This is a genomic window from Embleya hyalina (assembly GCF_003967355.1).
Taxonomy (GTDB): Bacteria; Actinomycetota; Actinomycetes; order Streptomycetales; family Streptomycetaceae; genus Embleya; species Embleya hyalina.
The window spans coordinates 31493-54104 of record NZ_BIFH01000041.1; the positions used below are offsets into that span (position 1 = coordinate 31493).

The window sequence follows — 22612 nt, forward strand, 5'->3', positions numbered from 1 at the left end:
GATCCGGATACCGCCGTCGGGAGGGTCCCGGTTCACGTACCGGGTCCTCGATGCCTCCGGGACCGCGATGTGGTCCCGCTCCGTCGCGGCGAGTTGATCGCGCCGGAAGAGGACATCACCGGGCGAGACGGTCTGTGCTTTCACGAAGGTCGCTGGTGAGACGGTGTCCGGTCGCAGGAACACGGAGCCTCGCTGCCGTCTCAGGTATCCTCGATGGTCTCCATGGTGCAAGTGCTGGGGAGATACGTGTTGTTGTTGTAGTTACCCGCGCAAGCACGGAATGCCACCGCGTTGTTCTCGGTAAAGGACTTGTTCAGGTACCGCCAGCCGGCGTCCTTCCCGGCCGTGTTCCAGATTTGCCCGGAACGGGACTGGCCAGTGTCGCTGTCGTAGAACTCCCACAGAATCACGACAGGGTAGTTGTCCGCGTTCGCGTCCCGGATCTTGAACCATTCACCCTCACCGGCGAAGCAGGCCTCGGCGTACGTGGTTCCGATATCGGTGCACTTCCAGCCGTGGGGTCCGCTCGGACCGGACGAATCGGTCGCCAGTTGCTTTCCGTCTGCTGCGTGCGCGGTTCCCGAACAAGTAAGCGCCAGCAACCCGGCGGAGATAAGAGCCAGAGCCTTGGACCTGGTTCGCATCTTCTTCCTGCCTTCCTGTGAGATTGCGCGGATGTCGGTGTATGCGAAGCTTCCGCGTCGGAGGTGGTCGAGTTCGTCTCAGGGGACGCGGGTGTCGCATGCGCGGTGGCGACGGTGCCGCCCGGTCACCAGGGCTGCGCCCGGAACAACGCCGGTCAGCCAGGCGCAAGTACGCATGCGTGTGCCCCCTTCGGCTTCGTGGGCGTGCGTGAACAACCGGAAGCCCGTCGAGCGATCGCGCCCGGTGGCGCCGTGCTTTACCGCGGGGCGAAGCCACGGCTCGCTCGCTGCTCCATGACCGGCTTCCGGAACCAGCATGTCGGAGGCAACCACACTCGCCCGTGTCAATTCGCGCAGAGCTGGTGCCGATTCGCGCACGCCTGACGCGACCGGTCCCGGTAGTCCCGTGGCGGCATCCCGTAGGTGGCGTGGAACAGGCGACTGAAGTGCTTCGGGTCCGTGAAGCCCCAGCGGGCGGCGATGGCCCGCATGGGGAGGGCGTTCAGGCCGGGTGCGGCCAGATCCAGCCGGCAGTGTTCCAGGCGGCGGTGGCGTATCCAGGCCGCCGGGGAGGTGCCGTCCTCGGCGAGCAACTGCTGGAGGAGACGCCGGGAGATGTGGTGAGCGTCCGCCACCGCCCCGGGCGTGAGGTCCGGGTCGGCCAGGTGCCGTTCGACGAACGCGACGACTCGCGCACGCAGAGCCGTCCTTCGGGCCTCCGGACTCAGCGTCTCCTCCGCCTCCAGGCAGCGGGCCATCACGGATCCCAGGAGATCGACGGTAACCGAGGCCAGGGTGGGGACGTCGTCGGGAGTGAACTCGTCGGCGCGCGCGTTGAGGTCGCACAGCCAGCGGGCGAACATCCCGCCCATGCCGCTGCGCCCGCTGATCGGAACGGCGAACAGGCGCCGGATCGTCTTCGCCGGTAGCGGCAGCAGTCCCCGCGGACACTGCACGGTCATGTGCGACCACCTGCCGGGATCGGCGTGGACATCACCTCGGTAGGGACGGCTGCTGTCCATCACCATGAGGTCGCCGGTACGCACCGTCGTGTCGTACTTGCCCGCGGAGACGATGCCCTGTCCACCGAGAAAGTAGTTGATCTGATACACCTCGGGGTCGGACTGTCGGATCAGCCGCGGTGTCCGCACGACTTCCAGATGCGAGTAGGCGAGCGCGGCCACCTGTACTTCCGCCAGGTCCAAGCCGCGCATTTCGGCGCGGAAGTCGTTGCGGTCGTTGCTGTGCAGGCGATTGCGCATGTGCGACCGTTCCGTCGCGTCCTCCCACAAGGCGAACCGCTCCGGTGCCGCCACGATGTTCGTACTGAACTCCGTCACGAGCATTCTCAGCTCCCGTAGCCGGTCGTCCCGAAGCTTCGAACATGGCACGAGGAAGCGTCCGCAGGCCAGCAGCGCTTCAGCCACATGCGCTGCAACGCCTCTTCTCACGACTGGGCTGTGCCCCCGCGCCACCGGCATCGTCGGCGCATTTCCGAGTCTGTCGGTGGCCCCACCAGCGGCGCGGGAAACGCCGGCCGCCGGCCGACCGGATCGACAGGAGTTCGCCCACGACGCTCGGGCACCACCGATCGTCGCCGGTGCCGTCCCGGGGCCCGCCTGTCATGCTGTTTTCTCCAGGACGGGGGGACGCGGGTGGGCGAGCCGATCGGTGGATGGATATGGGGACGCAATCTGCGCGCGTTCCTGGAACTGCTGTCGCATTACGCGGGCTACGCGTTCGACGGCACGGATTGGGAGACCGTCGAGGTCGGCGTCGAGGACACCGACGACGAGGCGCCACACGGGTGGTACACGTACCCCCTCGCCGGCACGAACGCCACGCTCGTCGTCGCGCTCGCCCGCGCGGTCGACGGCGAGGAAACCTCCGTCCGGGTCACCGGGGCCGACACGCCCGAACTCCGGCTGCGCACCGACACCCTCCTGACCGCCCTCGCCACCATCTGACGCCCCGACCACGCGACCGCGCACCACCCACAGGGCGGCGGGGGTCGAGGTCGGGATCACGAACATTCGGGCGCGCGCCCGTGGGGCCGAAAGGTTCGGGGTGTCCCGGACGTCGTGCGCGATCATGAGGGCATGCTCCCTCCGCGACTGCTGTGGCGCGATCCTCGGCCGATACCCCGCCTCGACAACCAGGACGTCGTGATCGAGGTCGTGCGGGACCCGTCGTTCCACGAGCCGTTCGAGACGGACGACTGCGGCTGGTTCGTGCGGGTGTGCCTCACCCACGATCGTGCCTACGACCGGGGCCGGTGCGGCGAGGGCGAGCACCTCCTCGCGTCGGTCTGCTCCGAGCACGGCGCGGAGAACCTCGAGGTGCACCCGCTCATGCACCGCTTCCCCACCGGGTTCACGCCCACCCTCACCCCGGATCAATACGCCGAACTCGAGGACGACCTGTACCCGGAGGGCCGCCCGCCGCCCGCCGGACGGGACACGGACACGACTACCGGCCGAACGGAGGAATGGACCGCGACCTGGCACCGCGCCGCCAACACACCACGACCCACCCGTGGCCCCGGCCGAGAACCGAGCGGGGAGCGGGTGCGGCTGTCCACCGAACGCGACGTGCGGTGGTAGACGGCGTGCGCGAGCCAATCGTCCCTGTCCGGAACGGCGGCGGCCCGTACACAGGCGCTTCGTGGGCGGGTTCGGCCTCGGTGAAGCCTTCGAGGCCTGGCTTCGTTCATTTCTGACGACGGCGTTTGTCGAGGACTTCGGGCAGCGGTTGCGGATGCTCTCGGTCGTGAATGTTCGCGGATTCCGGCTCCGACCCGGTTGTGTGGAGCGCCGGCCGTGTGTCACAGGAGTGGGGCCATGCGGTATCGCTCCGGGTGGGCCCGGAGGGCAGGCGAGGTGAGTTCCAGGGCTCTGTTGTCCTTGCCCGCGGCCATGTGGTCGAGCCGGCGTTCGTACCAGGCCAGGAAGTCGGCGGCCGACGAGACGTTCGGGCCACACCAGCCCGAGCCGTTGCCGATCACGACGCGGCCGGTCAGGGGCCCCTCGAGTGCGATGAGGACCAGATCGAGACAGCCCGTCTCGGCGATGGACAGAAACCTGTCGCGCGTGGTGCCGGTTGCGGGAACAAGATCGAATCCTCGGTTTTCGCCGGGGGGATCCATCGTGTGGATCGACGCCACAGGGCGAGTTGTCGGGTCGACGAGACCGTAGAACGGCCCGGCGCCCGAACATCCGATGTGCAGCAGGAACTGTCGGTAGGCGGCGGGAAGAAGCAGGTCGTGCTCGGCTTCGAAGCCGCTCAGTCGGGCAGCGGCCAACGGGGCTCCCAGACGGAACCGGTGCCGCTCTTCTCCGAACGAGTGGCTGCGGTGTGGCCGGAAGGGGATGGCGGCCGGCTTGCGGCCGATCCGGGGAATGCGGGCGTCCACGGCAATTCTTCTTTCGTCCCCGGCAGCCTACCGCCGCAACGGGACGGTCAGCGGAGCACTACCCGCTTGGGTAGACGGGCGAAGCCGGCGCGGCCGAACATCCGCAGTAGGGTGCACGCGCCCGCTTTTGCCGACATCTCCTCGACAACCATCCCTGCCGAAGACACCCATTCTCCGGCGACGAACAAGCGTCCAGCGTCCGCCGGGACACCACCTCGGTTCGTCCATGCGGTCGGACTGACGACGGGTGGCGTGAGGGTGGCGGCGTCGGCCGGGCCCGGATGGCTCAGGGCCGAGCCGACGCACCACTCCGGCACCACAACACCCTGCCACGTCAACGTCACCACTTCGAGGAAGCTCTCGCTCTCCGGCTCCGCCACCACCGTTCCGGGCGGCCCACAGACGATGAGGCAAGTCTCCCCGGTTCGTGAAGGGTTCCGCTCGGCACGACACCGCTCACGCGCGTCATCGACGCCCCACCTCCGCCACCCGCGGCGGGTCGGCGCGGCGGTCGGTCGTCCGCCGCCGCAGCGACGACCCGTACCGCGAGGAACCCCCCGCCCTGAGAAGATCCACGGCTTCACGAGCCTCACGGGTCGGCGGCGGGGGCGGCGAGGGGCCGGTCCATACTCGCTGCGTGCACACACTGCTTCGGGCGCTCCTGCCGCTTTCACCGGCGGCCCTTTTCGCCATCCCCTTTCTCCTGTTCAGTGGGCCGTGGGGCGCCGTGGCCGCGATCGCCGTGACCTACGTGGCGCTGCACGGGATGGCGATGCACCAACGGGTCCGCTCGGGACTGCCGTTGCGTCTGGACAAGGTCGATCGGGCCGCGGTGGTACGGACCCGACGCTTGGTGCGCTCGCTCTTCCGCGGTGACGTCGAGAGGGCTCAGGCCCATCTGCGGGAGTTCCCCGACACTCCCGTGGGACGGGCACTCGAGGTGCAGTGCCTGACCATGGTGCTCTTCGCACGAGGCCGAGGTACCGAAGGCGTCGAAGCCGCGCAGGATTGGCTGCGAACGCACCCCCACGACGACGCGCTACGGCGCAAGGTGGCACACCAGAGCACGGAGTACGCCGCGATGCTGCTGGTCCTGGGACAGGCGGAGCCGGCCGCCGTGTTGCCCACGCTGCCCCCGGCCGTGACGGGTTCCACGCGAGCCCATCGGCGCAGGGGCTGCATGGCCGAATTCGCCTTGGACCTGCGAGAAGGCCGAGTGGACCGCGCCACCGCCCAGGCGCGCAGGTGGCGTCGGCGCGCCCGGACGCGGCCAGGTCGTGTGCCCCGGGCGGAGGCCGAGTGTCTGGTCGCGATCTGCGCTGCCGCCGCCGGGGACCTGCCCGCCGCGCGTCGGGCATTGGCCGCGGCCGAGCGCCGGTGGCCCGTGCATCCCGCCATCGGGCCCGCACGCGCACGCGTGGCCGCCGGAACCGACGCACCAAGTCGACGAGCCTGACGCGCGAGCCACCCATGGAGAAAATCGTCCACCGCAGCAACGCCACCGCCCTTCCCGCCGAGGGACTGCAACGGCTGCGCTCGGCGAAGGCCGCGACCACGCCCGAGGTGATCCGACGACTGCGGGGCGGCGTCTGTCGCACGCGCCGGCCTGCCGCCGCAGGTGCGTGGATGGTGCCGTTGCAGATACGGCCGAGTACGACTGCGGCGCGATGGGCCAACTCCGCGCCGCTCGCAGCGCGACGCTCGCCGGTTCCTGCCGGCAGCCTTCGAGGCCGGGGACGGTCGATGTCGGCCGGTCGGCGTCGACGGATTCTCGACACCCGACAACGTGGTGGGTCCGGGCGTTCACCACGCGGCCCGGACCGCCGTCCCTGTGGCGTCCGAATCGCCCCCGCCCCGGCTGTCGCCGGGCGCGCAGTATGACGCGAGACCGGCTCGCGGGGCATCGGTTCATCGGACCTGGGATTCTTCCCGGACACACAGCGGGCGGGCGACACCCTCGTCACCTGTGCGCTCTTCGGCAGCCCCGACGCGCGGGCCTACACCGTGTGGGACAGCATTCCGGGCGACGCCTGGGACCGGATCCGACGCACCGTCGAACCATGCGTCGGCGGGGCATGGACAACGCCGCCTGGGAGCGGACGACGTCGTGCGCGACGGGGCTGGGTCGCCGGTGAACTCGAACGCGGCCGGACAAACCATGGGAGCCTCGCCGGAGCCCTCGTCATGTGACCGTTGGTCCGGCCGCGGCGCGGCGGCAGGCCGTGGTGTCGAGACCGATCGAGCCCGCGAGCCGACCCGAAACCGGTTCAGCCGCGCGCCCGTCCCGGCCTCGTCGAGAGCCCGTCGCGCGGGACTTCGACGATGGTTCTGTCCCCCGCGACGGGTACGCCGAGGATCTCGTGTGCGCGGCGTTGTGCCGTGTGGGCCTCGCGCAGTCCGTCGCGGCCCCAGCCCAGGAGGTCGACGGCGGTTGCCGGGTCGACCAGGAGTCGACGCCATTCCCGTCCGGTCGCCGGGTCCGGCCGCGCCGGGCCCAGGCGGGCGAGGCGGGCCGCGTAGCGGACGCGGGCGACGGGGGCGCCGCCGTAGATCAGGGCGTCGTGGTCGTGGAGGTACCCGAGGTAGGTGTGCGCTCCCGATACAGCGCCGGCCTCCTCGTACGCCTCGCGGGTGAGCGTCGCCCACGCGTCGGCGTCCCCGTCCTCGGGGGCGCCGCCGGGCAGCGCGAGCATGCCCCGGTCCGCGACCAGGAGTACGCGCCCGTCGTCGGCGAACAGCCACCCCGACGACTGCGCGACGGGCAGCGCCTCCGGCACGGGCTCGCCGGGGTGCCAGACCCAAGGCCGGCCCATGCGCGGGGCGGGTTCCAGGCCCAGTTCGCGGCGCAGCGGTGCGTTGCCGTGGTCGGCAGCGCGGATGGCGGTCAGGCGTTGTTCGGTGTGTCGGTTGTCGTGGACGGTGTCATGGGGTTGTTGGAGGTGGAGGGCGTAGGGGGTGCCGGCGCGGATGGCGTGCAGGGCGGCTCGGGTGTAGGCAACGAGGTCGGGGGGTGGGTTGTCGGGGTCGGCCCAGACGAGTTCGTCGTGTTTGTGGGGTTCGGCGTTGTACACGGTGTCGTGGACGGTGGGGTGGCGCGCGCCGGGCCATCCCTCGGCGGTGAAGAACCAGCCGATGCGCAACGGCCCCCGGGGTGGCCGGTGTTGCAGGACGAGGTCGCAGCGGAGCATGGTCGGGTGCAGGACGACGCCCGTCTCCTCACGGGTTTCGCGGACGGCGGCGGTGACGACGTCCTCGCCGGGTTCGACCTTGCCAGAGGGCAGGCACAGCAACCCGGGGGCGTAGGGGGAGGTTCGGCTGCGGCGCAGGAACAGCAGCCGGGTTCCGCGATACAGCAGCACGTGCACGTCGACCGGATTGCCGGTTCCGGGGTGTGCGGCCGGTTCCATGGGTGCCCTTCGTGGGTAGCTCTGTCGTCCGGCATGCCGAGTCGGCACGGGCCGGCAGGTGGATCGGTTTCCTGTTCGCGGAGTGGGGTGTGGGCATCCGTGTGTCGGGTCGGGCGGCGGCCCGTGTTCGGCGCCGTCGGCGGTCGGGGGTTGCGGGTGTCCGGTCGTGGGGAGCCGGCCCGAGCCGTTCCCATCGCTCGCACTCGATTCCCTGAGGCCGGGCCGGCGCGCGCCGGTCTCCCTCGTCGTCGAGCGGGTGCGTGTATCGACGACGTCCTCGTGTGGCCGTGCGGGTGACGGACGCACGGTGTCATGTCCACCCGAACTCCGTGTAGAGATGGCCGATTTGGATGGCTCGGATCGCGGCGCGGGTGTAGTCGACGGTCGGGTCCGGAAGGTCGTGGGGGTGCCACCATCCCCAGCCGAGGCACTTGTCGGGTTCGAGGACCTCGGGCGTGCCGGTCCACCGTCGGGCGCGGAAGACCATCTGCATGCGCGGGCACGTTCCCGGCGCGCCCGGGAGGTGGAGAGCGTGGACGAACTCGACGTCGTCGGGGTGGATCACCAGCCCGGCCTCCTCCCGGGCCTCACGCACCAGGCAGGCGACGGCGGACTCCTGCTCGCAGTGTCCGGCCAGGAAGTGGTGCGTCGAGGGCGCGTACGGGGAATCGGGGTGTCGTAGTCCGAGCAGGACCCGCCCGCGGGAGTCCTCCGCGTAAAGGTGGACGCCCACAACGTTCAGGACGCCCCGCGTACCGCATTCGACACGCCGGTTCGGTACCGAGACTTCCTCGTCCCCGCTCATCGCGACACTCCCGACCGCCGGCAGACGCCGGTCTCGACCCCGGGTGTCGTGATCACGCCGTCGAGGCTGGGAAGTGCGATGTGGAACACAGGGAAGAGCAGATTCGAAGTCATCACGCGGAGTGTAGGGACAGCCACCGACAGGCATGAGTGAAGTCGTGCGGAAGCGGCCGCCCTCGTACAATCCGGCGACCGATCGGTGTGGATCACAAGTGACCGCAGAACGTGCTTTCGGCCCTACCCTCCGACCCGCATCCGCCGGCAACGACTGGCCATCTCCCGGCGCGACGCCGGGGTTCACCGTGCGGAACGGCGGAATCGGCGTCCGAGGCGGAGTCACGCGGTCCGGGAGCCGGGGTGGTGCCCACGCGGGCCATCCGTCGATACGGCGGGCGCCGCCACGTTCCGCGATCCGGCCCATCACGGCGCCGACCCGACTCGGCGAACATCCCGTCGGCCGTGGCGTCACAGGGGCGAGCCGGTCGATCCCCGCAGGGCTTTCGAAGTACCTTCATCGCGGTAGCCGGACGGTGTCTGTGCGTGACGCCATGTTCGTGGAACTCGACGATCGCAGGAGGATTTCCATGTTCCCGTCGTTCACACCATCGGTGCGCGGCGCGGTGCTCGCCGTGACGGTGTCCGTCGTGTTCGGCGTCTCCTGCGACACCTCGGACGGCGGATCGCAGGAGGCGGCCGCGGCGAGTGCGCCGGCGAGCGTGCCCGTGCCCTCGCGCACACTCGGCACCGACTCGCCCATCCCTGCTCGTACTTCGGCGTCCGCCGGTGCGTCGATCGCGCCGTCGGCCGCGGTACCGAAGGTGAAGGTACGGGACGCGTTCGCCGGGCTCCAGGCAACCCTGAAAGAAGCCTGCACACCGAGCAACTGCGCCTACTTCCTGGGACGGGTCCACGACGAACTGCACCGCCTGGACCGGGCGATGAAGACGGATCCGAAGGGCGCAGGCCACTTCCCCGAACCGATAGCCCTGATCAAGGCACTCGACACCGAACTCGGCGGCGACCGATCCTTCGAGAACCTGAAAAAGCACCAGACCGCACTGATCAGCACCCGGGACCGGATCAACGCCTGGATGCAGGGCCACTCCGACGACTACCGCTGACACGCCACCACCAACCGACGAGACCACCCTCACGGTTGCGCTGGCGGAGGCAGTGGGGGCGCGGCCGGGATCCGGCGCGCTGGGAGGGGACGTGAGACATCCGCCGGGCCCCGGCCGATGGCAGCAGCGCGCGAAGGGAAGCCGACTTCGTAGTCGCCTCCCTCGAAGAACACGGGTGATGGTCGGGCCACGAGCTGTGTGTGGCACGGATCTGTCCGATGTGAGATGGCAGGTTCTGGCTTCTCCCGTGCCGCCGGGAGTGCTGAACAGATCCGAACCGTTTGAAAGACAGGACGAGCTGAACGCCGTCCCCGAGCCTGTGCCGTCGCATCGGCCCGCCGGCTGCGGGCCGGTGGGCGTCATCGGTTGGTCCGCTCACCCGGGAGGATCGCACGACACCGGGGCCCGACGGCTGGTGACGCGCGGGACCGCGCCGCCCGTCGGAAGCCGGGGATTGAGCAGGGTGATCAGGCGACGGTGGATGGGGCGTTCGATCAGGATGGTCAGGAGCCAGCCGAGCAGCACTCCGGTGGTGATCAGCGCCGGGACCTGGCCCCAGGGTCCGACACCTCGGGCGTGGAGGCGGCCCATGACGACGTAGCCGAGCGATTGGTGCATGAGGTAGACGCCGTAGCCGATTCCGGCGAACCAGCGTACGAACGGGTGGAGGACCGCCGGGATCGCGCGGTCCCAGTCGGGACCGACGGCTGCGGCCCACACCGCCGCAGTGAGCAGTGCGACGCCCACGGTCGTGCCCGTTTCCCGGGTCTGCGTCAGGTGCGCGGCGAGCCCCACCACCACGAGCGCGACGCCGTGGCCTCGCCGCACCCGCCGGGTCGCCACGAGATGGATGGCGACCCCGACGACGAAGAGGTGGACGCGATGCCAGCCCAACCCGTCGTGGAACATCCGGAACGGTTCGTGGGAAGTGTGCAGCCGAATGGGCAAGAGCAACATCTCGGTCACCAGCGCGCCCCACAACAACACCGGAGTCGCCGGCCTGCGACGGCCGGCGCAGGCCACGAGCAACACGGCGGTGAAGGCCGACAGTTGCACGGGCAGGGTCCAGTAGGACGCGTCCACGTACGGGGTGGCGTCGGGGGTCCACGGCCACACCATCAGCATGTTCAGGGCGGTGTCGGACCAGGACGGATACCACCACCCGACGGGGGAAGCGATCCGCATCAGCAACGTCGTCACGAGCACCGCCACCCAGAACGCGGGGAGCAGCCGACACACTCGCCCCACCCACCAGCGCAGCGCCGGACGACGGTGTACGCACACGGCGGCGAAGTAGCCGGAGACGATCAACAGCGTGCTCGCCCCGACGGCGTACGGGAACTCGACGGCGGGCGTGCCCAGTTCCGGATGGAAATGGGTGGCCATGAACGTGCTGTGGTACAGCATCACCAGCAGTGCGGTCGCCGCCCGGAGTACGTCCCAGCTGAGCCTGCGGTTCGTGCTCGGCCGGTCGGCGGGACACATGGACGAGGACTCCCGAGGGTGATCCGGTGTTGCGGCGGCAGGACGAAGCGAACGCACGGCGGTGACACCGTGTGGCGCCCCTTGTGGGCCGCCGTGGGAGGTGGATTCGGGCGCGGCGTCGGGACGCCCCGGCCTCGGGCTACTCGACCACCGGATCGGGGTCGCCGTCCCGGGCCGGCGCCGGTTCCACGGAGCGTGCGGTGGCGCGTGCGGCGAGGCGGGCGCCGATCGCCTCGCTGTAGCGCGCGGTGAGCGGGCCGGCGACGACGAGGATCAGGACATAGGCGGTGGCCAGCGGACCCAGTTGTGGTTCGGTGCCCGCGGTGACGGCCAGGCCCGCGATGACGATCGAGAACTCGCCCCGGGCGACCAAGGCGCCGCCGGCACGCCATCGACCCTTGACACCGATTCCGGCCCGCCCGGCGGCCCAGTATCCGGTGGCCACCTTGGTCCCCGCAGTGATCACCGCCAGGGCGAGGGCGGGCGCCAGCACCGGCGGAATGCCGGTCGGGTCGGTGTGCAGGCCGAAGAAGACGAAGAAGACGGCGCCGAACAGGTCGCGCAGCGGACTGAGCAAGGTGTGCGCACCCTCGGCGGCCTCGCCCGACAGCGCTATGCCCACCAGGAACGCCCCGACGGCCGCAGACACTTGGAGCTGCTGTGCGACGCCGGCGACGAGGAGGGTCAGCCCCAGCACCACGAGCAGCAGCTTCTCGGGATCGTCGCTGGAGACGAAGCGGGAGATGAGCCGACCGAACCGGACCGCGACGAACAGGACCAGCCCCGCCGCGCCCAGCGCGACCGCCAGGGTCAGCCCGCCGGTGACCAGACCGACTCCGGCGACCAGCGCGGTCACGATGGGCAGGTAGACCGCCATCGCGAGGTCTTCCAGCACCAGGATGCTCAGGATCACCGGAGTCTCCCGGTTGCCGACCCATCCCTGGTCACCCAACACCTTGGCGATCACCCCGGACGAGGAGATCCAGGTCACCCCGGCCAACACGACGGCGGCGACCGGGCCCCAACCGAGGAGCAGTGCGGCCGCGGCCCCCGGCAGCGCGTTCAACACGAAGTCGACCAGCCCGGAAGGGTATTGCGTCTTGAGGTTGGTCACCAGGTCGGTCGCCGTGTACTCCAGGCCGAGCATCAACAGGAGCAGGATGACGCCGATCTCGGCGCCGATGGCGACGAACTCCTCGCTGGCACCCAGCGGCAACAGCCCGCCCCTGCCGAACGCGAGACCGGCGAGCAGATACAGCGGTATGGGGGAGAACCGCAACCGCCCGGCGATTCTGCCCAACACACCGAGCACCAGGATGATGGCGCCGAACTCGATCAGGAAGACCGCGGAATCCACGCACTCACTCCCGGCCCAGGATCACTGCGGCCGCCTCGACGCCCTCGCGGGTACCGATCACGATCAGGGTGTCGCCACCGGCGAGACGAAAGTCCGGCGCCGGGGCGGGAATCGCCCCGGCCCGGCGCAGCACCGCCACGATCGACACACCGGTGGCGGTGCGCATCCGGGTGTCCCCCAGCGGGCGCCCGTTCCAATGACTGTGCGCGGACAGTTCGACCCGTTCGGCGACCAACCCCAGATCGGTGGTGTGCAGGATGGTGGGGCTGTGATGCGCGGGCATCAGCGCGTCGATCAGCGACGCGCTCTCCGCGCCGCTCAATCGCACGGACTGCGCGCAGGCGTCCGGGTCGTCGGAGCGGTATACGTTGACCGTCCGACTCCCGTCCCGGTGGGCGACCACCGACAGACGGCGCCGCTCGCGCGTGGTCAGGTCGTAGCGGACGCCGATGCCGGGCAGCGGAGTCGAACTCATCCGCGGGACGGGCACGGGTAACTCCCTTGCAGAAGATGTCGGGCGCCGCAGGCGTCAATGGGCGTCGTGGGCGCGGTGCGGGCGACCGAAACGCCGGGGCGGCGCGGGGTCGTTGTACGAATCGACGCGACGAGCCATACCGGCAGCGGTGCGTCTCGCCGGTCCGACATAGTGCCACCTGCGATGCATGCGGCGATATGGGTGTCGTCACGGATGGACGAACGCCGCCGTGTTCGATCAGACTGCTCCGGGGATCTCGGACCTTCCGCAGGTCACAGGGCCAAGAGCACGCTTCCTACGACAACGAGGGACGCGGCGGAACCGGGGGTGGACACTCGTGTCGCTGTTCTGGCGCATCTTTCTGCTGAACGGCGCCGTGCTGATCCTCGCCGCGACCCTGCTGCTCGGTCCGGTGACCGTTTCCACCCCGGTCCACCTCGGCCAGGCACTGGTCATCGCCGCCGGACTCGCCGCGATGCTGCTCGCCAACGCCGCGATCCTGAGGATCGCCCTGTCGCCCCTGCAACGCCTGTCCCGTGCCATGACCACCGCCGACCTGCTGCACCCGGGCACCCGCTCGCGCGTCACCGGCCCCGGCGAGATCGCCGACCTGATCACCACCTTCAACACCATGCTCGACCGCTTGGAAAACGAGCGCGCCACCAGCAGCGCACGCATTCTCTGCGCCCAGGAAGCCGAACGTCGACGCATCGCCCAGGAACTCCACGACGAAGTGGGCCAAACCCTCACAGGTGTGCTCCTGCAACTCAAACACACCGCCGACCACGCTCCCGCGCCGCTGCGCGAGGACCTGCACCTGGCCCAGGAGACCACCCGCGCCGGTCTCGACGAGATCCGGCGCATCGCGCGCCGCCTACGCCCAGGCGTACTGGAGGACCTCGGCCTGGCGAGCGCCCTGCGCGCCTTGGCCGCCGAGATCGACACACCGCGGCTGAGGGTCCGCCACCACCTCGGACCGGACCTGCCCGTGCTGGATCCGGAGACCGAACTCGTGGTCTACCGCGTCGCCCAGGAGAGCCTGACCAACGTCGCCCGCCATGCCGTCGCCGACCGTGCGGACGTGCACCTGCAGGCGTCGGACACCGGGGTCGAACTGGTGATCCGCGACAACGGCAAGGGAATCGAAGGCGCACCGGAGGGCGCGGGCATCGCCGGCATGCGCGAACGCGCCCTGCTGATCGGCGCGGAACTCAGCGTGCGAACCGGACCCGCAGGCGGCACGGAGATCCGCCTGGACGCACCCTCCGACGTCGTGGAGGGTACGCCGTGACCGACCCCACCCGCATCCTTCTGGCCGACGACCACGCACTGGTGCGCCGGGGCGTCAGGCTCATCCTCGACGGCGAACCCGACCTCGCCGTAGTGGCCGAAGTCGACAACGGAGCGGAAGCGGTGGCCCGGCTCCGCACACGCGACGTCGACCTGGCCATCCTCGACATCGCCATGCCGCGGATGACGGGGTTGCAGGCGGCCCGCGAACTCGCCCGCAGGCAGCCGGATCTGCGGATCCTGCTGCTGACGATGTACGACAACGAGCAGTACTTCTTCGAGGCACTCCGAGTCGGTGCGAGCGGCTACGTGCTCAAGTCCGTCGCCGACCGCGACCTCGTCGAGGCGTGCCACGCGGCCATGCGAGGGGAGTCGTTCATCTACCCGGGTGCCGTCACCGCGCTGGTCCGCGACTACCTGGAGCGCGCCCGGCAGGGCGGGCGCCTGCCCGCCCGACTGATCACGAACCGGGAGGAAGAGGTCCTGAAGCTCGTCGCCGAGGGCCACACCTCGAAGGAGATCGCCGACCTCCTGGTGATCAGCGCCAAGACGGTCGAACGCCACCGCGCGAACATGCTGCAGAAACTCGGCCTTCGTGATCGCCTCGAACTGACCCGGTACGCGATCCGCGCGGGACTGATCGAACCCTGACCGTCCGCGAGGCGCAACCGCCGAGACCGACTCCGCTCACCACCGCCCCACGCGTGTGACTGCCCCGTCGCGAAGAGGTCGGCCCGGTCATGCCGTTGTGAGTCGCGTGGGCCTGGTTGGATGACACCGTGACGATGCCCCGGCGACCATGCCGGCCCGGGCGGACACCCGCACCGTCGTCACCAATGGTGCGTCGTTCGGGTCGAGTTCGCCCTCGTGGGCCTCGTCCACGAACGGCAGGTCGAGTACGTCGCTCATCGGGCATGTCCTGTCGGGGGATCCGGTTCGCCCGAGGCGGGCCGCGCCGTCCCGGTGGAGCTCAGGTGCCGGCGGGCATGCCTTCGTGCAGAGTGCGCAGCACCGCGCCGGCGACCATGTGCGCCAACGGCGCCAACGCCTCGGGAACGATCATCGAACGCATCTCACGCACACCGGACCGGCAGCAAGAGAACGCACGGAAACGAACAACGCAAGGAAAGACCGATGAACGACGTGGCCGAGACCCCACCGAGGTGCCCCCAGTGCCGCGGCGCACACACCTACGAGATGGGCGCACGCAACGCCATCCCGCAGCCCGCCGTTGCGGACGACGATGCCGATCCGGGAGATCGCCCAACAGCGGAGACCGGGCCACCCACCGTGACGGGCCACCGCCGGGACCACACCCGCCCCGGGACCGCTGCCTGCCGACGGTGACGACGAAGAGCCCTCGCCCCCTCACCACCCGCACGCCGCGCACCCTCCACGACGCGCTCGGCCAACGCGTCGCCTGGCGTACGGAAACGCTCGCGGCGCAGTTGCGCAGCCCGGACCCGGGTACGCGGCTGGACGCGGTGCGCGTGAGCTTCGACCTGATGAAGACGTGGCGCGGCGACCACGCCGTCCTCGTGGCCCTGGTCGCGGATCAACTCGACACGGACGATGCGGAACTGGCCGCCGAAACGGTCACCGTCCCGGACGCCTGTCGTGCCATCGCCGAACCCGCCCGCGAGGCAGGTGCGACGGGCCCATCAGGCGGCGGTGTGCGCGCCGGCCCGGCACGGTGACCTGCGGGCACTGCCGTGTCTGCCCGTGGCGTTGCGCGGCGGGACCCACACCTGGCGGGCATTCCCCGCAGCGGCCCAACTACCTACGGCGTCAAGGGAGTTGGTGCCCCGGGTGGGTCGGTATCTGCGCGAGGCCGATCTCACGACCGCGCCGTTCGGACACCGCGCATGCGCTCCTGAACGCTCTGTCCGGGCTCGGGCATCCCGACGCGGTGCCCGTGATCGCCGACACGCTGGAGATCACCGTACGCGAAGGGCACTGGGACATCACCGCGGCGGCACTGAAATCCCTGGCTCCCTTCGGAACCGCGGCCGCGGCGGCCCTGCCCCTGGTCCGGCGGTCGATCGCGGCCCCCGAGGCGTGTGTCCGGTCGCCGAACGCCGGTCGCGTACGGCGGCTGGGAAGGCGTCAGCGGGTGCGTGTGCTTCTCGCGGTTGCCGCGGACAACCATCGGATACCAGCGGACACGGTTGGTGCGGTTGCGGTCGAGCAGGAACAACCGGCCCTCGTCGTTGGCGCAGGCGCGTAGCCGGCCAGGCGTCCGCTGTTCGATGGAGGCCCGAACGAGAATCGCCTCGACGCCGGGCGGGCGTGCCGCGGAGTCTCGACCGAAGGCCGTCCGAAGTGATTTCCGGGATCCGGTGGATCCCTTCGACGAGCGGGCCCAACGCGGCGGGAGGGCGTTGTCCGCGCACTATGTCTCGTGGTTGGGAGTGTCCCGGCCGGGCCCGCCGCCCCGTTGGCGGTTCAGGGTGACGGGCCTTTGCGTCGCCGGGGCACGGTTGCGCCCCGGTGGTTGCCGGACATTCGGGGCCGGGCGGCATGGCTTGGTCCGGGCCGGCCGGTCGTGGGCCGGCGACGAGCGGTGGGACAGATGCCGCAGGTATGGTCGGTCTCGCCGCAGGCGTGGGCCCGGGCGACCTGGTCCAGCGCGAAGACCTACGGGTCCGCCTTGTGCCGGCTCACAGTGTGATCACGATTTTTCCGTGAACATGCCTCTCGGCCTGCGTCGTCACCGCTTCGCGAATCCGCTCGACCGGGAAGGTCGCCGCGATCGGAACCGTGATCTCGCCGGCATGGATCGCGTCGGCGATCCGTTCCATGGCGCCCGGACCCGCATCGAGGGCGCCGACCTTGCGCACACCGGGCGGCGGGGCGGGTCCGTCGGCTACGACGGAGATCCGCTCGGGTGCCGCGCCGAGTTCGAGCGCGGTCTCGGCCGCCTCCCTTCCGAACAGGTCGGTCGCGGCGGTAATCCCCTCGGGCGCCAGGTCCCGCACCCGGTCCGCCAAACCGGGGCCGTACGCCACGGGTTCGGCGCCGAGCCCGCGCAGGAAGCCGAACGTGCCCTCGGAAGCCGTGCCGAGCACCCGGGCACCCGCAAGCTTCGCCAACTGCACGGCGAAGATGCCCACGCCACCCGCGGCCCCACCGATCAGGACGGTGTCCCCGCCGCGAAGCCCGATCGCGGCGAGCGCGGCGGAGGCCGTCAGAGCGGACACCGGAAGCGTGCCCACCACCTCGTCGTCGACGCTCTCCGGGGTGCGCCACAGGTGGGCTGCGGGCGTCTTGACCAGCACGAAATCGGCGACGGACCGGCCGATCGCGGCCCCGTACACCCGGTCGCCGATCGCGAATCCCGTGGCTTCGGCGCCCACCTCGTCCACCACCCCCGCGAAATCGCTGCCGAACCCGGCGGGCAAGGTGATGCCGAACCGCGCCGCCATGTCGGGCTGCGTGCTGATCTGCCAATCCATCGGATTCAACCCGGCAGCCGTGACCCGCACGCGAATCTCGAACGGTGCGGCGTGCGGCTCGGGTATCTCCTGCAGTTCGAGCACTTCGGGACCGCCGAATCGCCGGTACCGGACAGCTTTACTCATCGGTGACCTCTCCCGGCCAGTGATGGGACTTGGTCTCATAACCGTACACCAGTGATGGGACGAAGTCCCGTGCACTGCTCCCATGGCCCGCCGGCAACCCGACGCACCGGGACGACTCGCCGCCGCCCTCGACCTCTTCGAGGAGCACGGCTACGAGAACACGACCGTGATCGAGGTCGCGGAGCACGCAGGACCCACCAAGAGCACGTTCTTCCGGCACTTCCCGGACAAGCGCGAAGTGCCCTTCGGCACGGGCACGATGACCGATCTGCTCGTCGAAGGCATCGCCTCGGCGCCGCCCGCAGCCGGCCGCTCGACTCGGTGGCGAACGCTCTCGACGCGCTCGGCCGAACGTTCTTCACCGCCGACCGCCGCGAGTTCAGCGGCCGACGCCAGGCCGTGCCGAACGCCCATACGGAACTGCGCGAACGCGCAGCCCTGAAAAGAATCGACCTCACCGCCTCGATGATCGAGGCCCTCAACCACCGCGGAGTCCCCGACCCAACCGCGCGCGTGGCCGCGAAACTGGGCACGCTCGTCTGGGAGATCGCCTATGACCGGTGGATCGACACCGCCAACGACGAGGACTTCTGCCCGCCGGCACGGCAGGCACTCACCGAAGTACGCGCGGCCGGAACCGTGCGCCAGTTGTCATGTCAACAACCCTGCGGGTCACTACCGGACGCGGTCGAGACGCTCCCGCAGGTCCTCCAGGTCGTGTTCGGGAACATGCACGGAAAGGATTCGATCTCAGCCATGGCCCTGACACCAGGCCAACGCCGCCGCACGCACAAGCGGCGTGGTGGATCGGTGCTCCGAGTACCCGCCCGCCGGCCGCACTTTGCTGTTTCGGCAAGAAATCTTGCTCGGATCGTCCGTCTGTGGTCATTTACCTCCATGGCTATCGAGATCCCGAGCGCGCTGGTCACCACCGACTGGCTCGCCACCCATCTGGACGACCCCGCGCTGCGCATCCTCGACGCATCGGTACTGCTGGCGCCCGATGCCCCGCACCTGCGCCCGATGCGTGATGCCTACCGGCGCGCCCACATCCCTGGTGCCGTGTTCGCCGACCTGGTCCAAGATGTGGTTGAACTCGACAGCCCATTCGGCATCACCCGCCCCGGCTCCGGGCGTGCCGCCGAGGTCTTCGGGCGCCTGGGCGTCGGCGACGCGACGACCGTCGTCGTCTACGACAACGAGTTCGGGCAGAACGCGGCCCGACTCTGGTGGATCCTCAAGGCCGCCGGGCACACACGGGTGGCGCTCCTCGACGGCGGCCTGCGCAAGTGGACGGCCGAGCTTCGCCCCATCTCCTCCGGCGAGATCACGCCTGCCCCGGCCGTCTTCACAGCCCGTCCCAGGACGGACATGTGGGCCGACCGCGCCCAAGTCCTCGACGCCATCACCAACCCGGGCGGCGCGACCCTGGTCAACGCAGTCCCCGAACTTCCCGACGACGTGTCCGTCCTTCCCCCCGGCGCCGCCCAGGTCATGTCCACCAGCCTGCCCGGCAGCCTCGACGCACCGTTCCCCTCCTTGGGCCAACCCGGTACGGAGGCCCTTCCCTACCCCTCGATCAACTGGCCCGGCTCCCCCACCCTCCGCCCCCGCCCCGACCGCCGGCGGCTCTTGGAGCACATCCCCGCCGAACGCCCGGCAATCGTGTACTGCAACTCCGGGCTCAACGCCCCGCTGGTCGCGCTGTGCCTGGTGGACGCCGGACACACAACGGTGAGCGTCTACGACGGCGGCCTGATGGAGTGGCTGAGCAACCCGAACAACCCCACCGCTCCCCGCCACCCGACCGTTTGAGTCGTGGTCGCGGGTGGGCACGAGGTGGCCGTCGATGATCGGGACGGTGTCCATGCGGAACCGCTTACACGGTTGGAGCACGAGCAGCGGGCCGTGGTGGTTGACGACGCGGTCGGCGGCGCGGCGGACTTCGATATGCCGAACAGCGGGGCGAGCTGCCGCAGTGTCAGATTCGCACGCCGGTATGTGGAGATCGGCAACACCCGGTCCTCCAACGGCACCGCCCACGGCCGGCCTTTGCCGGTCCGCGAGCGGTTCGCCCGTTGGGAGGCGGACGGCACATGGGCGAAGCTTCCGGAACACACGCCCAGGTCCGCGACGACGCGGCAAGCCGGGTCGAGTGGACATGCGCTTTTGGCGCCGACCCCGAGCAGCCGGCCCGCGACGGCCGCGGCCAACCGCTACGTGGATGGAGACTTGAGCGGTCGAACCCGGGCGATCTGGTTGCGTGAGCTCTTGAGCAGGTCTTCGGACAGGTGGGGGTCGTCGGCGTACTTGTTGCGGTAGGCGTCGTCGACGTGGTCCTTGACTGCGTCCCGGGTGACCAGGGTGAACTCCGCAGGCAGCGCATTGCCGTCGATGGACACGGAGCCGCGCCGGTGGGTCACCGCGGAGGCGAAACATCGCGAGTTGGGGTTGGCGGAGCGAGCGTAGATGTCCTCCTCGATCGTCACTGCCCAGATCCGGATCAACCGTCCCGGGGTCAGGTTGGCGTCGCGGTCGGGGGCGATGCGGAAATCGTTGCCGCGAGCGATGTGGTGGAACCGGTCGTGGGTCCAGCGGGTCATGGCGGTCCTCGGTCGGTGAGGTGGACGGTCGTCGACGCCGTCCCGTGGTCGGCATGGCGGCTGTAACGGTCACGGGCCGGGGCGGGAGGGATCAGGAGCCCACGTGCCGCATCATCTCTTCTCGCGCACCGTTGCCAGGTGGGCTGACTCGCGAGCCAGCCGTGTCGTCGCCTCGGTCCAGGCGTGGGGGTCGAGTCCGAGTTGGGTGCGCAGGAATGCGGCGGTCAGGCGCATCACCATGGCCGCTCGGGGGAGGCTCTCGTCGGTGGTCTCGGCGACGTCGTATCCGGAGATTCCTCCGAGGCTGTGTTCGCCGCCGTGCACGTCGAGCAGGAACTTCGGGCCGGGTGCCAGGTGGTACGCGTCCGCCTGCCAGGCGGCGCCGATGACGTTGAGGTGCCGGGCATGGTCCCGGTCGCCTGCGACGACCAGCGTGGGTGCGGTCATAGCGGTGAAGTCGGTGTCGGCGAGGACCGGGTAGCGACGCGCCGCGTTCGGATCGAGGGCGTCGCCACCGCGACCCGGGGCGGCCATCATCACGCCGGCTTTGATCCGCTCGTCGCGGGCGTTCACCGGCTCCCCGGTGGCCGGGTCACGCGGGCGGGCGCCCAGCACCATCCCCGCCGTGTGACCGCCCATCGAATGCCCGACGACGGCCACGTTGTCGACGTCGAGGCGTCCGGCGACCTGGGGCACGAACTCGGCCAGGACTCCCAGATGGTCCAGCACGCGTGACACGTCGTGGGCGCGTGAGCGCCAGTAGAGCGGCGCTTCGGGGGAGTCGGCACCGCGCAGCCCGAGGGTCAGTGAGTCCGCGTGGGTGGGCTGAAGGACCACGAAGCCACTGGCCGCCAGGTGGTTCGCGAGCGAGGCGTACCCGTACAGCGACGAGACGTACTGGGAAGGACCGTGCCCATGGGAGAGGACGACCACGGGCAACCTGCGGTCCGTCATCGGCGCCGTCACCCGCAACTGAAGCTCGGCCGGCCGGTTTTGGGACGGCAACGCGATGGGCGCCACCGAGACGAGCGGTCCGGACAGTGGCTCGCCTGCCCGAGTGGGGATGGTGATGTGTTCGGTCATGAGGTCTCCGATCCGGCCCAGGGGCCACCGGTAGTGCGCTCCGGGGTGCCTCGGCGGGTACCGAGGCCCCGCGACCGACCGTCCCCGGTCTGTGCGACCCGGGGCGGGGGTCGGGAGCAGGGATCGCGGGCGTCAGTCCTTGCGCCGCAGGGATGCACTCCGCTCGGTCTCCACCGCAACGCGGAACTCGGACCAGGCGTCGGTGCGGATGTCGAGAGCGTCGAACAGGTAGGCGCCGACCGCGTCGGCCACGAGGGTCACGCGGGCGGGGTCGGTGTCGGTGGTCTCGGTCACGGCTTCCCCGGCGATGCCACCCAGGGTGTGCTCGCCGTTCGCCACGATCATCAGTCGCTTCGGCGCGGGGCTCAGGCGGTAGGCGTCGAAGAACCAGTCCGGGCCTCGGGTGGACATCCTGGATTGGTCCTTCTCGCCGGCGATGACGAGCGCGGGAGTGGTCATGGTGCCGTAGTCCGGCCTCATGAAGGACAGGTGCTCGACGGCGAACGGGGTCAGGGAGTCCCCCGTTCCGGTCGCGGCGATCAGGACGCCGGCCTTGATGCCGTCGCGGGAGAAGTCCTCACCGGGGTTGCCGGCGTCGTCGAGGACACGGGCACCCAGGAGCGCGCCCACGGTCTGGGCGCCCCAGGAGTGCCCCACCAGCGCGATTCGTGACCGGTCGACCCGGTCGGCGAGGCCGGCCTGCTCCATGACGTGGCCGAGGTGGTCGAGCACACCATGGAGGTCGGCGATCCGAACCCGCCAGATGGCACCGAAGCGCGGGTCGTCGAACCCGATGCCGAACCGGCGGGAATCGAGATGCGTGGGCTGGACGACGACGAAGCCCGCGGCGGCCCAGCGGTCGACCAACGGCTCATAGCCGTCCATCGACCACGCGTTGCCGTGGGAGAACACGATGACGGGCAGATCGGCGCCCCGCACGGGGGCGGTCACCTTCACCTGCAACTCGAAGTCTCGACCATCGGCGGGAACGACGATCGGCTTGATCGCGATCGTCGGCTGCTGTGCGGAAATAGGCATGGGTGCTCGTTTCCTCGTGGAGGGCACGTGCCGCATACTTCGCGGAACGACGTTCCGTTTACTTTAACGGAACCGTGTTCCGCTAATCAAGGAGGGGCCGTGCCGCGAGAAGGAGGCGCCCGGGCGGCCGGAGCCCGGCGCACCCGCCAGGCACGCTTGACGGCAGCGGCCCGGGTCTTCGTCGAGCAAGGCGTGAACGCGCCCATTCGTGCCATCGCCGGCCGCGCTCGAGTGGGTTTGGGCACCGTGTACTGACACTTTCCCCATCGCGCGGAGATGGTCGTCGCCGCCTACCGCCATCGGATCGAAGAG

At 70.1% G+C, this 22612-nt stretch carries 23 protein-coding genes and 2 pseudogenes; 10 read left to right on the forward strand and 15 right to left on the reverse strand.

Annotated elements, in window-relative coordinates; all coding sequences use genetic code 11:
* Positions 1-200: 200 nt before the first annotated feature.
* A complete protein-coding gene (locus EMA17_RS41025; RefSeq protein ID WP_170222340.1) occupies positions 201-644 on the reverse strand; it encodes a hypothetical protein in 444 nt (147 codons plus the stop codon).
* Between the two features lie 344 nt (positions 645-988).
* Positions 989-1990 carry an AraC-like ligand-binding domain-containing protein gene (locus EMA17_RS41030; protein WP_126642335.1) on the reverse strand — a complete coding sequence of 334 codons (1002 nt, stop codon included), beginning with the start codon at positions 1988-1990 and terminating at the stop codon, positions 989-991.
* Positions 1991-2299: 309 nt separating this feature from the next.
* On the opposite strand from EMA17_RS41030, the gene EMA17_RS41035 reads away from it, so the two are divergent.
* Together EMA17_RS41035 and EMA17_RS53065 are read left to right on the forward strand one after the other, a co-directional pair.
* The gene (locus EMA17_RS41035) at positions 2300-2611 is read left to right on the forward strand and encodes a hypothetical protein (RefSeq protein ID WP_126642336.1); all 312 of its coding nucleotides are present in this window, start codon (positions 2300-2302) and stop codon (positions 2609-2611) included.
* Between the two features lie 132 nt (positions 2612-2743).
* Positions 2744-3247, forward strand: a complete 504-nt coding sequence (locus tag EMA17_RS53065) for a hypothetical protein (protein WP_174861513.1) — start codon at positions 2744-2746, stop codon at positions 3245-3247.
* A 221-nt stretch (positions 3248-3468) separates the two neighbouring features.
* Here EMA17_RS53065 and EMA17_RS41045 read toward each other — a convergent pair whose 3' ends face one another.
* Both EMA17_RS41045 and EMA17_RS41050 read right to left on the reverse strand, forming a co-directional pair.
* Complete coding sequence (locus EMA17_RS41045) at positions 3469-4056, reverse strand: SMI1/KNR4 family protein (protein ID WP_126642337.1); 588 nt, start codon at positions 4054-4056, stop codon at positions 3469-3471.
* A gap of 47 nt (positions 4057-4103) precedes the next feature.
* A complete protein-coding gene (locus tag EMA17_RS41050; RefSeq protein WP_126642338.1) occupies positions 4104-4436 on the reverse strand; it encodes a hypothetical protein in 333 nt (110 codons plus the stop codon).
* Between the two features lie 257 nt (positions 4437-4693).
* Between EMA17_RS41050 and EMA17_RS41055 the strand changes: the two genes are divergently transcribed.
* Positions 4694-5512 carry a hypothetical protein gene (locus EMA17_RS41055; protein WP_126642339.1) on the forward strand — a complete coding sequence of 273 codons (819 nt, stop codon included), beginning with the start codon at positions 4694-4696 and terminating at the stop codon, positions 5510-5512.
* An 811-nt stretch (positions 5513-6323) separates the two neighbouring features.
* On the opposite strand, the gene EMA17_RS41060 is transcribed toward EMA17_RS41055, so the two are convergent.
* Positions 6324-7463: an NUDIX hydrolase gene (locus tag EMA17_RS41060; RefSeq protein WP_126642340.1), complete on the reverse strand. Its 1140-nt coding sequence runs from the start codon at positions 7461-7463 to the stop codon at positions 6324-6326.
* Between the two features lie 310 nt (positions 7464-7773).
* A complete protein-coding gene (locus tag EMA17_RS41065) occupies positions 7774-8268 on the reverse strand; it encodes an NUDIX hydrolase (RefSeq protein ID WP_126642341.1) in 495 nt (164 codons plus the stop codon).
* Positions 8269-8851: 583 nt separating this feature from the next.
* Between EMA17_RS41065 and EMA17_RS41070 the strand changes: the two genes are divergently transcribed.
* Positions 8852-9388, forward strand: a complete 537-nt coding sequence (locus EMA17_RS41070; RefSeq protein ID WP_126642342.1) for a hypothetical protein — start codon at positions 8852-8854, stop codon at positions 9386-9388.
* A gap of 375 nt (positions 9389-9763) precedes the next feature.
* Here the strand turns inward: EMA17_RS41070 and EMA17_RS41075 are convergent, their stop codons facing one another.
* The 3 genes from EMA17_RS41075 to EMA17_RS41085 form a co-directional block, all read right to left on the reverse strand.
* Positions 9764-10873 carry an acyltransferase family protein gene (locus tag EMA17_RS41075; protein WP_126642343.1) on the reverse strand — a complete coding sequence of 370 codons (1110 nt, stop codon included), beginning with the start codon at positions 10871-10873 and terminating at the stop codon, positions 9764-9766.
* A 139-nt stretch (positions 10874-11012) separates the two neighbouring features.
* Entirely contained in the window at positions 11013-12230 is a 1218-nt protein-coding gene (locus tag EMA17_RS41080; protein ID WP_126642344.1) for a cation:proton antiporter, read from the reverse strand.
* A gap of 4 nt (positions 12231-12234) precedes the next feature.
* Positions 12235-12705 carry a cation:proton antiporter regulatory subunit gene (locus EMA17_RS41085; protein WP_126642345.1) on the reverse strand — a complete coding sequence of 157 codons (471 nt, stop codon included), beginning with the start codon at positions 12703-12705 and terminating at the stop codon, positions 12235-12237.
* Between the two features lie 337 nt (positions 12706-13042).
* On the opposite strand from EMA17_RS41085, the gene EMA17_RS41090 reads away from it, so the two are divergent.
* Positions 13043-13996 (forward strand): HAMP domain-containing sensor histidine kinase, encoded by a 954-nt coding sequence (locus EMA17_RS41090; protein WP_126642346.1) that lies wholly within the window; start codon positions 13043-13045, stop codon positions 13994-13996.
* Positions 13993-14646 carry a response regulator gene (locus EMA17_RS41095; RefSeq protein ID WP_126642347.1) on the forward strand — a complete coding sequence of 218 codons (654 nt, stop codon included), beginning with the start codon at positions 13993-13995 and terminating at the stop codon, positions 14644-14646. The genes EMA17_RS41090 and EMA17_RS41095 overlap by 4 nt, the downstream gene beginning before the upstream one ends.
* Positions 14647-14733: 87 nt before the next feature.
* Here the strand turns inward: EMA17_RS41095 and EMA17_RS52220 are convergent, their stop codons facing one another.
* On the reverse strand, positions 14734-14904 hold the full coding sequence (locus EMA17_RS52220) for a hypothetical protein (RefSeq protein ID WP_160161745.1): 171 nt from the start codon (positions 14902-14904) through the stop codon (positions 14734-14736).
* 434 nt (positions 14905-15338) lie between these two features.
* Here EMA17_RS52220 and EMA17_RS41100 point away from each other — a divergent pair, with 434 nt between their 5' ends.
* Together EMA17_RS41100 and EMA17_RS52765 are read left to right on the forward strand one after the other, a co-directional pair.
* Positions 15339-15692, forward strand: a complete 354-nt coding sequence (locus tag EMA17_RS41100) for a hypothetical protein (RefSeq protein ID WP_126642348.1) — start codon at positions 15339-15341, stop codon at positions 15690-15692.
* Between the two features lie 218 nt (positions 15693-15910).
* Positions 15911-16222 carry a hypothetical protein gene (locus EMA17_RS52765; protein WP_170222339.1) on the forward strand — a complete coding sequence of 104 codons (312 nt, stop codon included), beginning with the start codon at positions 15911-15913 and terminating at the stop codon, positions 16220-16222.
* 433 nt (positions 16223-16655) lie between these two features.
* On the opposite strand, the gene EMA17_RS41110 is transcribed toward EMA17_RS52765, so the two are convergent.
* Positions 16656-17576 (reverse strand): NADP-dependent oxidoreductase, encoded by a 921-nt coding sequence (locus EMA17_RS41110; protein ID WP_126642419.1) that lies wholly within the window; start codon positions 17574-17576, stop codon positions 16656-16658.
* Positions 17577-17658: 82 nt separating this feature from the next.
* On the opposite strand from EMA17_RS41110, the pseudogene EMA17_RS41115 reads away from it, so the two are divergent.
* Positions 17659-18209 (forward strand): annotated as a pseudogene (locus EMA17_RS41115) (TetR/AcrR family transcriptional regulator); the annotation flags it as partial.
* A 264-nt stretch (positions 18210-18473) separates the two neighbouring features.
* A complete protein-coding gene (locus tag EMA17_RS54780) occupies positions 18474-19391 on the forward strand; it encodes a sulfurtransferase (RefSeq protein ID WP_246127237.1) in 918 nt (305 codons plus the stop codon).
* A gap of 3 nt (positions 19392-19394) precedes the next feature.
* Here EMA17_RS54780 and EMA17_RS41130 read toward each other — a convergent pair.
* The 4 genes and pseudogenes from EMA17_RS41130 to EMA17_RS41145 form a co-directional block, all read right to left on the reverse strand.
* A pseudogene (locus EMA17_RS41130) lies at positions 19395-19630 on the reverse strand (transposase family protein); the annotation flags it as partial.
* Positions 19631-19792: 162 nt separating this feature from the next.
* A complete protein-coding gene (locus tag EMA17_RS41135; RefSeq protein ID WP_126642349.1) occupies positions 19793-20179 on the reverse strand; it encodes a DUF2255 family protein in 387 nt (128 codons plus the stop codon).
* 111 nt (positions 20180-20290) lie between these two features.
* Positions 20291-21262 (reverse strand): alpha/beta hydrolase family protein, encoded by a 972-nt coding sequence (locus tag EMA17_RS41140; RefSeq protein WP_246127229.1) that lies wholly within the window; start codon positions 21260-21262, stop codon positions 20291-20293.
* A gap of 132 nt (positions 21263-21394) precedes the next feature.
* A complete protein-coding gene (locus EMA17_RS41145; RefSeq protein ID WP_126642350.1) occupies positions 21395-22300 on the reverse strand; it encodes an alpha/beta hydrolase family protein in 906 nt (301 codons plus the stop codon).
* Positions 22301-22612: the final 312 nt, after the last annotated feature.